The 14,780-nt window shown below is 55.5% G+C and carries 12 protein-coding genes and 1 riboswitch; of the genes, 4 read left to right on the forward strand and 8 right to left on the reverse strand.

All coding sequences use genetic code 11. The annotated features are described in order from the left end of the window. Nucleotides 1–5 precede the first annotated feature (5 nt). Nucleotides 6–2,000 (reverse strand): transketolase, encoded by a 1,995-nt coding sequence (gene tkt / locus AB1S56_RS15675; RefSeq protein ID WP_340869323.1) that lies wholly within the window; start codon nt 1,998–2,000, stop codon nt 6–8. Nucleotides 2,001–2,137: 137 nt separating this feature from the next. On the opposite strand from tkt, the gene AB1S56_RS15680 reads away from it, so the two are divergent. Beyond that, nucleotides 2,138–3,016, forward strand: a complete 879-nt coding sequence (locus AB1S56_RS15680; protein WP_340869365.1) for a LysR family transcriptional regulator — start codon at nt 2,138–2,140, stop codon at nt 3,014–3,016. Between the two features lie 43 nt (nt 3,017–3,059). Here AB1S56_RS15680 and AB1S56_RS15685 read toward each other — a convergent pair whose 3' ends face one another. The 6 genes from AB1S56_RS15685 to AB1S56_RS15710 form a co-directional block, all read right to left on the reverse strand. Further along, entirely contained in the window at nt 3,060–3,836 is a 777-nt protein-coding gene (locus AB1S56_RS15685) for a TerC family protein (protein ID WP_340869324.1), read from the reverse strand. A gap of 134 nt (nt 3,837–3,970) precedes the next feature. After that, nucleotides 3,971–4,342: a hypothetical protein gene (locus AB1S56_RS15690; RefSeq protein WP_340869326.1), complete on the reverse strand. Its 372-nt coding sequence runs from the start codon at nt 4,340–4,342 to the stop codon at nt 3,971–3,973. Between the two features lie 16 nt (nt 4,343–4,358). Further along, complete coding sequence (locus AB1S56_RS15695; RefSeq protein WP_340869327.1) at nt 4,359–4,784, reverse strand: DUF1801 domain-containing protein; 426 nt, start codon at nt 4,782–4,784, stop codon at nt 4,359–4,361. Between the two features lie 50 nt (nt 4,785–4,834). Further along, complete coding sequence (locus tag AB1S56_RS15700) at nt 4,835–5,974, reverse strand: serine hydrolase domain-containing protein (protein WP_340869329.1); 1,140 nt, start codon at nt 5,972–5,974, stop codon at nt 4,835–4,837. A 95-nt stretch (nt 5,975–6,069) separates the two neighbouring features. Further along, complete coding sequence (locus tag AB1S56_RS15705; RefSeq protein ID WP_340869330.1) at nt 6,070–7,794, reverse strand: methyl-accepting chemotaxis protein; 1,725 nt, start codon at nt 7,792–7,794, stop codon at nt 6,070–6,072. Next, entirely contained in the window at nt 7,760–9,457 is a 1,698-nt protein-coding gene (locus AB1S56_RS15710; RefSeq protein WP_340869331.1) for a pyridoxal-dependent decarboxylase, read from the reverse strand. Before AB1S56_RS15710 ends, AB1S56_RS15705 begins: the two co-directional genes overlap by 35 nt. Nucleotides 9,458–9,546: 89 nt before the next feature. After that, nucleotides 9,547–9,635, reverse strand: a riboswitch (cyclic di-GMP riboswitch). A gap of 273 nt (nt 9,636–9,908) precedes the next feature. On the opposite strand from AB1S56_RS15710, the gene AB1S56_RS15715 reads away from it, so the two are divergent. The 3 genes from AB1S56_RS15715 (at nt 9,909) to fhuB (ending at nt 13,630) form a co-directional block, all read left to right on the forward strand. Next, entirely contained in the window at nt 9,909–10,292 is a 384-nt protein-coding gene (locus tag AB1S56_RS15715; RefSeq protein WP_340869332.1) for a collagen-like protein, read from the forward strand. Between the two features lie 231 nt (nt 10,293–10,523). After that, entirely contained in the window at nt 10,524–11,558 is a 1,035-nt protein-coding gene (locus AB1S56_RS15720) for an iron-siderophore ABC transporter substrate-binding protein (protein WP_340869334.1), read from the forward strand. Then, a complete protein-coding gene (gene fhuB, locus AB1S56_RS15725) occupies nt 11,558–13,630 on the forward strand; it encodes a Fe(3+)-hydroxamate ABC transporter permease FhuB (RefSeq protein WP_340869336.1) in 2,073 nt (690 codons plus the stop codon). The genes AB1S56_RS15720 and fhuB overlap by 1 nt, the downstream gene beginning before the upstream one ends. Nucleotides 13,631–13,703: 73 nt before the next feature. Here fhuB and AB1S56_RS15730 read toward each other — a convergent pair whose 3' ends face one another. Beyond that, a complete protein-coding gene (locus tag AB1S56_RS15730) occupies nt 13,704–14,699 on the reverse strand; it encodes an S-layer homology domain-containing protein (protein WP_340869337.1) in 996 nt (331 codons plus the stop codon). Nucleotides 14,700–14,780 lie beyond the last annotated feature (81 nt).

Raw genomic sequence — 14,780 nt, forward strand, 5'->3', positions numbered from 1 at the left:
CTATATTAGCTCAAAATGCTTTTGGCTGTCTGGACGACGTTGGCCACGGAGAAGCCGAAGAAGCCCATTACCTCCGGTCCAGGACCCGATGCTCCGAATGTTTCAATGGATACGACCTTGCCTTCGAAGCCGGTATAACGCTCCCAGCCTAAGGAAATGCCCGCTTCAATGGCGATCCGCTTGGTGACGGCATTCGGCAATACGCTCTGCTTATAAGCCTCTGGCGCCTTGTCGAACAGCTCGCAAGATGGCATGGCTACTACGCGTACCGAGACATTATCCTTCTCCAGCTCAGCCTTGGCGTTCACAGCAAGGGAGACCTCGGAGCCTGTCGCGATCAGAATAACATCCGGCTTCTCGTTGGTCTCGGCCAGGATGTAGCCGCCTTTGGAAACCGCGTCGACGTTGCCTTTGGTCGCCTCGTAGATCGGCAGGTTCTGGCGGCTGAGAATAAGCGCGACAGGACCATCATTCTGCTGCAGAGCGTACGCCCATGCGCTTGCCGTTTCGTTCGCGTCAGACGGACGAATGACCGTCAGGCCTGGAATCGTGCGCAGCGCAGCCAAGTGCTCAACCGGCTCGTGTGTCGGGCCGTCCTCGCCAACCGCGATGGAGTCATGCGTAAATACATAAGTTACAGGCAGCTTCTGAAGGGCAGCCAGACGAATGGAAGGACGCAGGTAATCGCTGAATACAAAGAATGTGCTCACGAACGGCTTCACGCCGCCGTGCAGCGCCATGCCGTTGCCGGCTGCGCCCATTGCGTGCTCGCGGACGCCGAAGTAGACGTTGCGGCCTGCATAGGAATCAACGGCGAATTTGCCTTCGCCTTTAATATCGGTCATCGTCGAGTGCGACAGATCCGCACTTCCGCCGAAGATGGAAGGTACAATCTTTACGAAGTGGTTGATCGCTTCGCCACTCGCTACGCGAGTCGAGATGGACTTCGACGTATCGAACGAAAGAATGTCGGAAGCGTCCAGCAGCACTTTGCCGTCAATGGCTTGTGCGAGCTCCTGGCCCAATGCCTCGAACTTCGCTTGGTAAGCGGCAAACAGCTTGTTCCACTCCTCTGCCTTCGCTGCGCCTTGCGCCTTCAGCCCCTCGAAATGAGCTCGAACATCCGCCGGTACAGTGAACTCCTCTTCATGCTCCCAGCCGTAAACAGCTTTGGTTGCGATCGCTTCTTCCTTGCCAAGCGGATTGCCATGCACCTTGTTGGTGCCTTGTGCCTTGCTGCCATAGCCGATGATGGTACGAACCTCGATCAGAGTTGGCTGCTCCAGGTTCTGCTGAGCGGCTTCAATCGCTTTGGAGATTGCTTCTACATCATTGCCGTCTTCGACGCGCAGGTATTGCCAGTTCGCGGATTCCGCGCGCTTCTGGATACCCTCGCCGAACGAAAGGTTCAGATCGCCGTCCAACGAAATATCGTTGGAATCGTACAGAACAACCAGCTTGCCCAGCTTCATGTGGCCCGCCATGGACATCGCCTCATAGGAGATCCCCTCCATCAAGCAGCCGTCTCCGACAAGGGCGTAGGTGTAATGATCAATGACAGGGAAGCCCTCCTGGTTGAACTTCGCCGCCAGATGCGCTTCAGCCATCGCCATGCCCACGGCATTGGCAATGCCCTGGCCCAGAGGACCTGTTGTCGCGTCAACGCCGTCAGTATGGCCGAACTCCGGATGTCCTGGCGTCTTGCTGTTCAGCTTGCGGAATTGCTTCAGATCGTCGATTGACACCTCATAACCGAACAGGTGCAGCAGGCTGTACAGAAGCGCGGAGCCATGGCCCGCCGACAGCACAAAGCGATCGCGGTTGAACCACTTCGCGTGGCCCGGATTATGATTCATCAGCTTGGACCAAAGAGCGTACGCCATAGGAGCGGCGCCCATCGGAAGACCAGGATGGCCGGAATTAGCAGCGTTAATGGCATCGATGGAAAGCGTGCGGATCGTATCGATTGCGAGCTGGTCTATCGTTTTTGTAAGTGGCATGTATATTCTTCCTTTCTATTCTCCAGCGCGGCATTCCCTATTGAAAAACGCTGGTATCTCTTTCTTCATTCCACTATAATACGATTAACACCTATATAAGTAATCGATATATTTGAGAGGAGTTATATATCGTGTCTATATCAAATAATTATGAGCTGTACAAAGTCTTTTATTGGGCGGCCAAGACCGGCAGCTTGTCCAAAGCGGCCAAAGCCGTCTATTTGACCCAGCCCAGCGTCAGCCACGCGATCAAGCAGCTCGAGGACAGCTTCGGCCTCTCCCTGTTCCACCGCACCGCCAAAGGCGTTACGCTGACCCAGGAGGGAGCGATTCTATACTCCTATATCGAGCAGTCGCAAGTGCTGATCTCGCTCGCGGAGGAGAAGATGGCCGCTCTCAAAAGCTTGGACAGCGGCGAGCTCCGAATCGGCGGCAGCGATTCCTTGTTCAAGCATTATTTGCTGCCCTATCTGGAGGAATTTCATCTCAAATATCCCGGCATCAAGCTTCATCTGAATCATGGGACGACGCCAGAGGTAATGGCTTTTCTGAAGGAAGGACGGATTGATCTCGGCGTGGTGCGTCTGCCGATCGGCGATCCGCAGCTGGAAGTAAGAGAGAGCATGACGCTTCAGGATTGTTTTGTGGCGGGAGCCCGTTATGCGGATTTAAAGGGGACCGTGCTGTCGCTGGAGGAGCTCCTCCAGCATCCCATCATATTGTTCTCGCGGAACAGCCGTGCTCGAATGGCCATTACCGAGCTGTTCCAAAGCTATGGACGAACGGTGAAACCGGAAATCGAGGTCGGCAGCGTCGATCTGCTTATTGAATTTGCGCGCAAAGGACTCGGCATCTCCTATGTAAGCCGCGAATTTGTGTCGCAGGAGCTGGAGGACGGCTCCCTCTTCGAAATTCAGCTGGACGTTCAGCTTCCGCCTACGCATGTCGGAATTATGACGATGCGGAGCATGCCGCTGTCGCAAGCGGCAACCCGGTTCATCGAGCTAGTGGGGTAACCGGCAGCAGACAAAGGAAAGAGCCGCCTGACGGCGGCTCTTCTTATGCTTCCGATTTCTCGGGTTTGTTTTTGCTGGAGGGGGCGAACCAGCCGATGAGGGCGATTGCTACCAATACAGCATAGAACGTTAATGTCCAGCCTGTGCTGTGCGGGAAATGATGATCCAGCACGCCGATATCCTCGTGCGCCAGTGTAATGACAGCCAGCTTCACGCCAACCCATGCGACGATCGCGTAAGCTGTCGTCTCCAGTGCCGGTCTGTCCCCAAGCAGCTTCACAAACCAAGTCGCTGCGTATTTGATCAGAATCAGGCCTGCGAGTCCGCCAAGCACAACCACTATGAATTTGGCTCCGTCCATGCCGCCAAAATTGCCAAGCGGCGAATCTGGAAGGCCCAGCGCAAGCGCAACGGCAGCCAGAATGGAGTCGATCGCAAATGCGAGATCGGCAATCGCAATTTTACCCACGGTCGGCCAGAAGCCTTTGCCCTTCGATTCCTTCTCCACTTCCTCGCGATGGTTTTCATTTTCCTTGCCGAAGCGTGACTGTATGATGTGCTTTAACCCCAGGTACAGCAAGTAAGCGGCGCCAATCGCCTGAATTTGCCAGACGTTTGCAATAAACGAGATGGCGAACAGCGCTCCGAACCGGAATACGAAAGCCATAATGATCCCGTAATTAATCGCTTTCTTCTTCTGATCGTCGGGCAGATGCTTGGCGATCACCGCAAGCACAAGGGCATTGTCCGCTGACAGCAGCCCCTCCAGGCAAATCAAAATCAGCAAAGCCCAAGCATACTCTAACCAAATGGAATCCAACTTCAGTTCCCCTCTCAACATTGAATGCTATGTAGTGATTGCGATAAAACCCACGAGAAGCCGCTTACCTCTTCTTTTCTAACCTTCATTATACACAAACGACAAAAAACCTCAAATGCGGCAGAGTCCTTGCCTTACTTGACCTCTATCCACTTCTCTTCGGTTATGTGTATGTCGTCCAGATAAAAATGCAGGTAAACGGTCTGAATGCCCTTCTCCGGGAAGGTATACGTCCCCGTAAAAACGCCTTCTCCTTCATGGGTCAAATCGAACAGCTTGGGCTCGCCGTCAACACGCGTATCGAAGGTAACCATTGCGTCCTCTGTAACCGTAAGGCCCGTCACGTCAACCTTCAATTGCAGAGGCGTTCCAGCCGATACGGTCTCCGGCTCCGTCGCAAGCTTCACTTCTATAGCATCCAAATCAATCGGTTGTTCGCTTGAGCACGCCGCGATGCCGCCCATTAACGTCCACACCATCGCCAGAGCGATCCATCTTTTTTTCATCGCGCAACGCTCTCCTTTACGATTCCGGATACGTCCTCCGGAGAAACTGAATAGATTGCTGAATCAATGCCTTCAGCACGTCCAGGTCGATATCGGACACCTTGTTAATATAGACGCATGCCTTGCCCGATGTATGCTTGCCGAAGCTCTGAAGCAGCTCTTCTCTCGCTTCGTCGCCAGGGGCGAAGTAGAGGCTGATTTTGCTTTTGCGCGGAGAGAAGCCAACCAGCGCTGCGTCTCCTTCATGGCCCGTTGCGTATTTGTAATGATAAGAGCCGAAGCCGATGATGCTGGGACCCCACATTTTGGCGGGATAGCCCGTCGTTTCGGTGAACAGGTCCAGAAGCTGATACGCGTCCTGGCGCTTCTTCGGATTCTCTACTGTCTCTTCAATAAAAGCAATGACGCTGTTGTCGGTTTCCTTCGTTTTGAGCTCGTACATGAATGGGACCGCCTCCTGATCGCGTGATGAATACCTCTCCGCCGTCTATATTATAGGGAAAGGCACGCATATACAACATTCCGCAAACGCGGCTGAATATACGGCTCCTGGCTGTTTAACAGATGCTGCGCGTACATGACGGTTACCTGGGAATCGGGATCCATAATGCCCATGCAGCCAGCTGCTCCGCTCCAGCCAAATTCGCCGATTGGACTAAGCGAGCCGCTCCCAGCCGGCGAGACATGCGTGCGGACGCCCAGGCCATATCCATAGCCTCGAAGCTGCTCCCAGGAATAATCGCCTCGCGTCGCATCCGTCAATTGGTCCGTTCTCATCAGATCAACGGATCGAGACGATAAGAGACGCACGCCGCTCGGGCTTGTCCCCCCATTGGTCAGCGCATTCAGGAATTTCACATAGTCACCCGATGTGGACAACAGCCCAGCGCCGCCGCTCTCCAATTCCGTGCCGATTCGGAAGCCGTTCCCGTCAAAGGCTACGGCCTTGCCATGCTCCTCGCTGTAGGCATATTGAGGCGCAAGCCTTCCCCGCTGCTGCTCCGACAGCTCGAACGTAGTGTCCGACATACCCAGAGGACCGATAATTTCATCCTTCAAATAAGTCCCAAAGCTTCTGCCGTCCACCACCTCGACCAGCGCTCCGAGGACATCATGGCATACGCTGTAATTCCAGCGTGTGCCCGGCTCGAAATGGAGAGGCTCCTTGGCCAGCGCTCTGGCGAAAGCCCGGGTTGGCAGCTTGCCGTTCGTCTCCTTCACAGCAGCTTGAAGCGCGGGCACCTGAAGATCGTAGGAGAAGCCGGCTGTCATCGCGAACAAATCCCTGACTGTAATAGGCCGCTCCGCTCTCTCCAGCGCAAATTCGCCGTCCAGCCCTTGCTTCCTCACATACATTTCGGCGTATTCCGGCATGTAGGCCGAGATCGGATCGTTCAGGAGCATGGCTCCCTTCTCTACCAGCTGCATCGCCGCGACACAGGTCATGATTTTGGTCATGGAATAAATGTTCATGATGCGGCCTTCGTCAATAGCCGTTCCCGCCTCCAGATCCAGAACGCCGCTGCGGTATTTGAATACCGTTTCGTTCCGATGCATGACGATTACCTCGGCCCAAGGAATTCGCCAGGCCGTTATGCGGTCCAGAAATGAAGCTAATGGTTGAAAGTCCATTCTTCGTCATCCCCTGATTTAGAATTAGAAGCTCCTTCATTATAAGCGAAAACGGTCCCTATTGACTCGGCAACCCATTAACGTTTTGTGGACAATCACAGCTTGAACGACTTGACGGACTCATTCAGCTCTACCGACAGCGTCGTCAGCTGCTGAATAGCGGCGGAAATCTCCCCCATGGACGCGCTTTGCTGCTGTGCGGAAGCCGCTACCTCCTCCGTACCGGCTGCCTGCTCCTGTGTAATGCCGCCAATCTGACCCATTGCTCCGGCAATGCCAGAGAAGGCATCCTCCACCTTCTCTAATGAGCCCAGCATCAGGTTCGTCTGCGTCGTAAACTCCGACACGCCCGCGTAGATGCGGCTGAAATTCTGATGAGTGCCGTTGATCCAGGAATGCCCAAGCTCAACCGCCTGCGTGCCTTCCTCAATGCTTCTCTTCACCAGCTGGCTGTTCAGCTGCGTGCTGGAGATCAGCTCGTTGACGGACTGCGCCGCCTGAGCGGATTGCGAGGCCAGCTTCTTGACCTCATCGGCGACGACCGCAAAGCCTCGGCCCAGCTCCCCTACTCGCGCCGCTTCAATAGAGGCGTTCAGGGCCAGCAGATTCGTCTGCGTCGATATTTCGGTAATCATGCCGATAATTTCGCCGATCTCTCCGGAGCGCTTGTCCAGCGCTGCCGCCGCTTGCTCCGACTGCTGCATCGCTTTCTTGATTTCCTCCATCTGTTGAAGTGTGCGATCAACAAGCTCCTGGCCTTGCTCCGACTGCGCATGCACTTCGGTCGCGATATCCTGCATTTCCTTCATGCCTGTCGTTACGGTCTTCATATCGTTGTCAATGCTGAAGATGCCCTCTTGGCTCTCCGTTACGCTTTGAACAATCTCCGTAATGCCCTGCGTCATCCTGTCTGTCGATTCCGCCACCGTCTGAGCGCTTTGCGTCGATTCATTAACGGATTGCTGCAGATGCTTGCTCGTATTCTCAATCAGAGTAGACGATGCCATGACCTGCTGAATCAGCGTCTTCAAGCTGTTGATCATGACGCCAAAGGCGCCGGCAAGCTTGCCGATTTCATCCTGGCGATCGAGGTGAAGCTCGCTCTGCATATCTCCTGCAGCCACCCTCTCCGCCGCCTCCATCAGCTTGCGAAGCGGCTTCGTAATAATACGCCCGATTACAACTGCGATTGCGCTGCCGACCAGGAACACAATGACGGATATAATAATCGTCCTCCAATTGGAGCTTGCGGCGGTCTCCGGCACAACGGAGGCATCCAGGTCAATCCCCAGAATGCCATATACCTCGCCCGTCTCGTTCTTCAGAGGAGTAAATATGGATTTATGGGTCCCATATTCATCCACATAGATCGGGCTGATCTTGGCCTGGTTCTCGCTAATAGCATCCTTCATCTCCTGGGTAAAGAGGTATGGCGTACCGAAATCGTCAGGCACGCCGGACAAGATCAGAATACGCTCCTCGCCCTGCGAGTTGGACAAGATATATACATTCTCCAGGCTGTGCTCTGCTTGCAGCCGCTCAAGCTCCGACTTCATTGCGGCATACAGCGGATCGTCTGCGCTAGCCAGCTCCTTTCCGCTGCCCGGAATAGCCGTCAGCGTATTCTGAGCAATCCGAATATCGGTCTCCAGACGCTTATCGAACTGCTCCAGCAGCTTGTCCGACAGATTGCTCTGCGACATGGTGCCGGATATGGCAAACGCCGCGCAGGTAACAATTTGCAGCGCAAGAATGCTGAACACTATTTTTGCAGAGAGACGTTCTCTAAACCAATTCCATTTCAACAAAGGCTTTCTCATCTTCCTTCTCCTTCTTGGCCAGCGCTTCATAAGCGGCATAGGTTTCCTCAATTTTCTGCTTCAAGAAGCCGACAATGGCTTGCACATCGGATAATTGCGTATATGGCGATATAACAAATAGCTTCGCCGCGTAAAGCGCGATGTCCCCGGCTCCATCGGCCGTCCGCACATACAGATGCTTTTTGGTATCTCCAAAAAACATCTCCCCGCGAGCTCTGCCCAATGTTTCGAACAGCATGTCGTTCAGCCTGTTCTCGCACTGGATCTGCGCTTTGGTGCGCTGCCCCCTGCATTCCGCCGCAAAGCCGTTCTTACGATCCGAATAGATACGGAAGAGCGTAATAATGCCCGGGTTATCAGGATTGACGATAACAGCCTCGGGCAGCTCCTCGGAGAGCCTCCTCCGGAAAGCGAGGTTGATCTCGACAAATTGGGCCAGCAGCCTCTGATAGCCCTCGGCTCCAAACGCGAGCAAGGCGCTTAGAATACTGATAGAGCTGCCCATTCGGGAGCATTCCAGCGTATAGCTGGTGTGATAATCGCCGTAGCCTCGATGTCCGACATATGGCGTTTCGTCCGGCTCCAGATCAACCAGCTTAAGATCCGAGGCCCGCTTCACCAGGAACAGGCTGGTAGAGTATGGCGTCTGGCCGAGCTTCTGGAAATCGAAGCAAAGCGAGTCCGCCAAATGCAGGTGCCTCATTCTCTCCTGTATGGCCGCAAGCGCGGCTAGCGTCTCCTCGCCGATCGCCAGTGGATTGCCCGCAAAGTCGTAATGATTAAAAAACGCAAAAAATCCACCCAGTGCCGAGTCCGCATGAATATGCGGCTTCCGGATGCTGTGTTGCGCCGCTATCTCCTCAGAGGCTTCTACGATCTCCGCGAGATTGTCAATGCCCATCGCGTCCGTCGTCGCCGTTGACGCAACGACGTAGATGGGAACCCCTCCCCGGCGGATGACTTGCTCCATCTTCTCCTTAAGATCGCGCACGTCCATGGAGCTGTCCTCCCGCGTTCGGACCTTCACCAGATTGTTGGTGCCGAGACCGGTCGCCTCCATCGACTTGAACAAGCTGTAATGCGCCGCTTCGGAACAGAAGGCATACAGATTATGCGGGACGCCCGCCTTCTTGATGGAAGGATCATGCTTGTTGATGGCGATACGCAGCCCTGTAAAGATTGCGCCCTGACCGCCCCAGGTGGTATAGCCGCCGCTCTCCGAGGGCGTATAGCCGACAAGCTCCGACATCATCGCGACGACTCGGACCTCCGCCTCAGCGCCGGCCGGCCCATACACATCCCACAGGTTATTGCCGTTAACCGCGAATGCGGCCAGCATGCCCAGAATGCCGGGTGTGCTCGCCATAGGGAGAATATTCGTCAAAAAATATTTGGTGTGATACGGATGGCCATGCAGCAGCTTCAACAGCTCTTCATTCACTTGTTCAAGCGGTCTGCCGGCGACGGGAATGCGGCTTTCGGCCGTCAGCTCCCGGTAAAAATGACTACCTCGGTCCTTTTCTCCTTTCAGATAGACGGATTCCGGGTCCTTAAGCGCATCGACTCCTTCCATAAGCTGCTTCACTAGGCCCATAAATTGCTCTCTCTGCTGCAAGTTGCCGTCGTCGCTGGGAAATAAGGCACGGATATTCAGTTGGTTCATTCTCTCTACCTCTCTCCTGTTTAATCTCTCTTTGTTTATATAGGCAAAGAGGCGCGCCTAATATTGTTCATAGGCGCGCCTCTGCTTACATCTGCAGCTGGCTGACATTTCCCCTGATTGGAAGTAGTCCCTATAGCTTTGCGTCTCGCGCCTTTCGACGGATTTGCCATGTATCAAATTGTGCAAGGTGCCTACATGTTCTAGCAACTTTTGACAGCAAGTAGGAACATTCTACTACTTCGGCTTTCGATTATCAATAGATTAAATGAGTGGAAATTGTTAAGTCCTCGAAACGATCATGAATTTGTCACAAATAACAGGCTCGCAATGAAATAGACGCCTCAAGCACTCCCATGCGGGCGGCCGCATATGATACACCTGAAGCGCAGGGGGACGTCTATCCTACCCCGTTAGGAGCGCATCGTTCAATACTAGCAAGGAGTGAATGTATATGTCCTTTTTCCCTCCGTTTGGCCCTCCGGGCGGCGGCGGATTCCCGCCTTTCCTGCCGCCGGGTCCAACTCCGCCATTGGGACCGCCGCCTGGTCCTCCGGGCTCGCCCATGCAGCCGGGTGCCGGCTTGCAGGCTCCAACCGCCCCTCCTCCCCAATTCGTACCGCAGCAGCCGCAGACGGCAGCCTTTGCGGTTGACCCTGGCGGCATCCGCAGATGCTTGTTCCGCAACACGTACATTTGGCTCAGCAACGGCAATCAATTCTGGTATTTCCCCGTATTCGTCGGCCGCCACTCCGTCGCTGGCTTCCAGTGGAACGGCTTCTTCTGGATGTATGCGGGATACGATCTAAGACGAATCGAGTCGTTTACTTGCTTCTAAATCGTGTCTGACAACCCCTTTAATAGTCTCGGCGTTCTCAGAACATACATCCTTTTCTCACTCCTCTTCCCGCAGCGTGTCATGGCATCCGCCATGATGCGCTGCTTTGGCGTTCCCCCATGCTCCCGGAATTCCTGGAATAAAGTGTTGACAGCTCCACTGATAATGATTATCATAATAATCGTTGAGAATTATTATCAAAATTTGCAGAAGCATTAGGGGGAACACATCATGCTTAACCGAAACAGACGATCATTCGTAACGATTATCTCGCTTATTCTTATCCTCGCGTTAGCCGCTTGCGGCAATAACACGAATAACGGGAATAGCGGCAACGCCGCAGGCACAGCTTCGCCTGCCGCTTCCGAGACGGCTCCGGAGGCAACTGCTGCCAATGAGGAACGCGTGATTCAGCACGCCCTCGGGGAAACACCCATTACCGGAATCCCGCAAAAAATTGTTGTCCTGGAATGGACATATGCCGAAGACCTGCTTGCGCTGGGCGTGCAGCCAGCCGGCGTTGCCGATATCGACAATATGAAGAAATGGATGAAAACGCCTGTTGAGCTGGCTGCAGACGTCCAGGACGTAGGAACTCGTCAGGAGCCCAATCTGGAGACGATTACAGCGCTTGAGCCTGACCTCATTATCGGCGTGACGTTCCGTCATGAAGCCATTAAGGATCAGCTTAGCGCTATCGCTCCGACCATCATGTTCAACCCTTACCCGGCTGAGGGAAGCGGCGATCAGTACCAAGAGATGGTCGATACGTTCAATACAATCGCGACTGTTGTAGACAAGACGGAGGAAGCGGAGGCAGTGCTGGCCGATCTGCAGAAAGCGTATGACGACGCCAAAGCAAAAATCGTCGCTGCAGGCAAAGACGGTCAGCCGATCGTTCTGGCCATGCCGCTTGTGAACCAAAACGCCGTATCGTTCCGGATTTCCACAGATAATGCGCTGGCGATTAAAGTATTGGAGCATATCGGACTGACTAACGCTTATCAATCGGAGCAATTCGAGGTATATGGCTTCGCTACCAAGGACATTGAGGCGTTCCCGCCGCTGCAGGACGCAGACTTCCTGCACATTACAATGGAAGAAGCGGCAACGGACATGCTGAGCAAAAACGCAGTATGGAACGGTCTGCGCTTCGTCCAGGACAATCGCGCTTACGCGCTTGGAGGAGACACCTGGCCGTACGGCGGCCCTCATTCCGCCAAGATGCTGGCTGAACGCGTAGCCTCTGTGCTGAGCGGTGAATAATGACACCGGCATATTCGAATAGTCCGGCCCGTTCCGCCAATGGCGGAACGGGCTGGAAGCCTTTTGCGGTGCTGCTGGGCGGTGTACTGCTGCTTGCCATTCTGACCTTTATCAGCTTGACGCAAGGACTGTCACGCATATCGGCAGGAACTGTGCTGGAGGCTATCCTATCCCCTCAGGCAATTACTGAACATCAGATCATTAACGGCGTAAGACTGCCCCGCACTGTTATGGCGCTCCTATCCGGAGCCGCTTTGGCGGTTGCGGGCGCTCTTATGCAAAGCGTCACCCGCAATCCGCTGGCCTCGGAGACGACGCTTGGCGTTAATGCGGGGGCTTATCTAGTTGTTGTGCTGGGAACGATTTTTTGGCCGGGCTTGCTGTATGCATACGCTTTCCCGATGGCGGTTCTAGGCGGCGCGGCCGCAGCGCTGGCGGTATTCGGAATGGGCGGCGGCCGCAAGGGCACGCCGATACGCATTGCGCTGTCTGGCATGATTATTACGCTCGTGCTGTCTTCCGTCACAAGCGCGCTTCTGCTGCTGTTCGAGGAAAGCACGCAAGGCTTGTTCATCTGGGGCTCCGGCACGCTCCTGCAGAACGACTGGAGCGGCGTACGCTTCGCATGGCCGTGGATTATTGGCGGTCTGGCGCTTATCATGCTGGCGGTTCGCCATCTCGACCTGCTTGCCTTCTCGGAGGAGACGGCGCGTTCCCTCGGACATCATGTCGCGCGCACTCGCATGCTAGCAATGGCCATAGCGATTACGCTGGCCTGCGTCAGCGTCAGTATCGTTGGACCCATCGGCTTTATTGGACTAATTGCCCCTCATATCGTGAAGCTGTCCGGCATTACCCGGCATGGCTGGCTGCTGCCCTTGAGCGCGCTCTGGGGAGCCGCCATTCTCATCGGAGCCGACACGGTGGCGCGAATGTTCGCGCGCAGCGCCATTGGCGATCTGCCTGCCGGCGCCATTACGGCGTTGATTGGCGCACCGTGGATCATCTGGTTGGCGCTGAAGTCCTCCAAAGCCTTCGGCGCTGGGGGTTCCTCGCAGAACGTCTCCATGTATGTGGGCTCGCTTGGCCGCAAGCTGTCTTATCCGGTGCTCGTCAGCCTCTTCTCCGCTGCGCTGATAGCGGTATGTCTGGCCGCGCTTGGAAGCGGCAGCAACGCGATGTCTCTGCAGGAGGTTGTTGCAGCCTTAGCAGGCAACGGAACAGCGCTGGATGAGAAGGTCATATGGAATATTCGCCTGCCGCGGCTGCTTACTGCACTGCTGGCGGGAGTTGCCCTTGCGGCCAGCGGCAGCCTGATGCAGAGCTCGCTGCGCAATCCAATGGCTGATCCCCATATTGTAGGAGTCAGCGGCGGAGCTGGGGTTGGCGCATTGGCGATGATCGTCTTGTTCTCGCAAGCCGATTGGATTCCGCTAGGCGCCTTTGTCGGAGGGCTTGCCGCCGCTGGCATCGTCTATGCGCTCGCTTGGAGGCGCGGCTTGAATCCCATCGTGCTCGTCTTGATCGGGATCGCGGTGGCATCGGCAGCTTCCGCCGTCATCACGATGCTGGTCATTCACGCCAAGCTAACGCTGGCGCCCGCTCTGGCCTGGCTGGCAGGCAGCACTTATGCCCGCGGCTGGCCGGAGTTCAATCAGCTGCTGCCCATCGTTGCTCTGCTTGTGCCGCTGGGCTGGTGGCTAGGCAAGCGAGTCGATCTGCTGTCGTTCCATGACAGCAGCGCTCAAGGGCTTGGCCTTGCCGTCCGGCGAACCCGGCTGCTGACCGGCCTGCTCTCCGTCCTGCTGGCCTCCGTCGCGGCCTCCGTCGTTGGAGCGATCGGCTTTATCGGTCTGCTCGCCCCTCATGCGGCCCGCATGCTGGCAGGACCGCATCATCGCCGCTCCATGCTGCTTGGTCTGTTGTTCGGCGGAACGCTGCTTGTCGGCGCAGACTGGATCGGCCGTATTCTGATCGCGCCGAAGGAAATCCCGTCCGGCATCGTAGTGGCGCTGCTGGGCGCGCCGTATTTGCTGTATTTGATGGTGCGCTCCGCTCGGTCGGGCAAATAAGCTGCAGAACATAAGGAAACCGCCATGCCCTGACTGCGCAGTCAGGACATGGCGGTTTCGCTTTTGGCGCTGGCTATCGCTCTTCTAGCAGCGTTACGATAAGATGAACGGCTGCCGCCCGGTTGGCGTTATTCAGCGGAGCAAATCTCCCATTGCCGACCCCTTGAATCCAGCCGCGATTCACCGCAGCGGCAATATAGGGCTGAGCCCACACCGGGATTTCGTCAGCATCCGCAAAGCGCGGCTTCTCGCCTGGCGTCGGTACAATCCCCTCAGCTCTGACAATCAGCGACGCCATCTCGGCGCGCGAGATGAGTCTGCCCGGCTGAAAGGTGCCATCCGAATAGCCTTCTATCAGCTTCGCCTCTATTGCCGCCGCTATATAGGCCGTCGCCCAGTCAGGGATGCTCTCCTTATCCCTGAAGCTCAGCACAGGCGAAGCTGGTATCGGCACATCCAAGGCGCGCACGAGCATCGCAACAAATTCCGCTCTCGTCACTGGCTGGCTGGGTCGGAAGGTCCCGTCGCTGTAGCCGGCTACCCATCCCCGTGCTCCCGCTTCCCCTATCGACGCCTCTGCCCAATGCCCCGCAATATCGCGAAAGGCCAGACTGGTCCATTGAATCCGCGATGACAGCTCCAGCATATCCAGACCGGAGTCCACGAGCTTCACATCATACAACGTGAATATAGACGGACCAGCGGAGAGCATCTCGAACGTAAGGGTGGCTAGAGTCGCCTCGCCGCTTGTCCCTTTGGCGCTGCCCACCTTGGAATGCGCAAACAGAATATCCCCATTTGTTACAATGGGCTCTACCGTAAAACCCGGAATGGCGCTTTTGGCAGACAGAAATCTCAGTTTCTTAGGATCATAAGCGAGATTGAATTGAAAGGCGTACAAGTCGGCCAGCCCCCGCCCTTTCACTTCAAGCATCACTTTGGCTTCCCCATTCGTCGCTTTCAGTGTTATCATCGGCTCTTGTGCCGCCAGCAGCGAGCCGGGAGACCAGAGCGATAGGAGTAGAAGCGCTGATACCAACAACAGTCCATTTCTCTTCATAAAGGCCATCTGAGCCTCCTCCTCTCTGGGCATGCGAGGAAGGAGCCAACAGCCCCTTCCTCCTAACTTCCCTTGCCGCAGCCCACTGGA

It is taken from the genome of Paenibacillus sp. PL2-23 (assembly GCF_040834005.1).
GTDB lineage: Bacteria > Bacillota > Bacilli > Paenibacillales > Paenibacillaceae > Pristimantibacillus.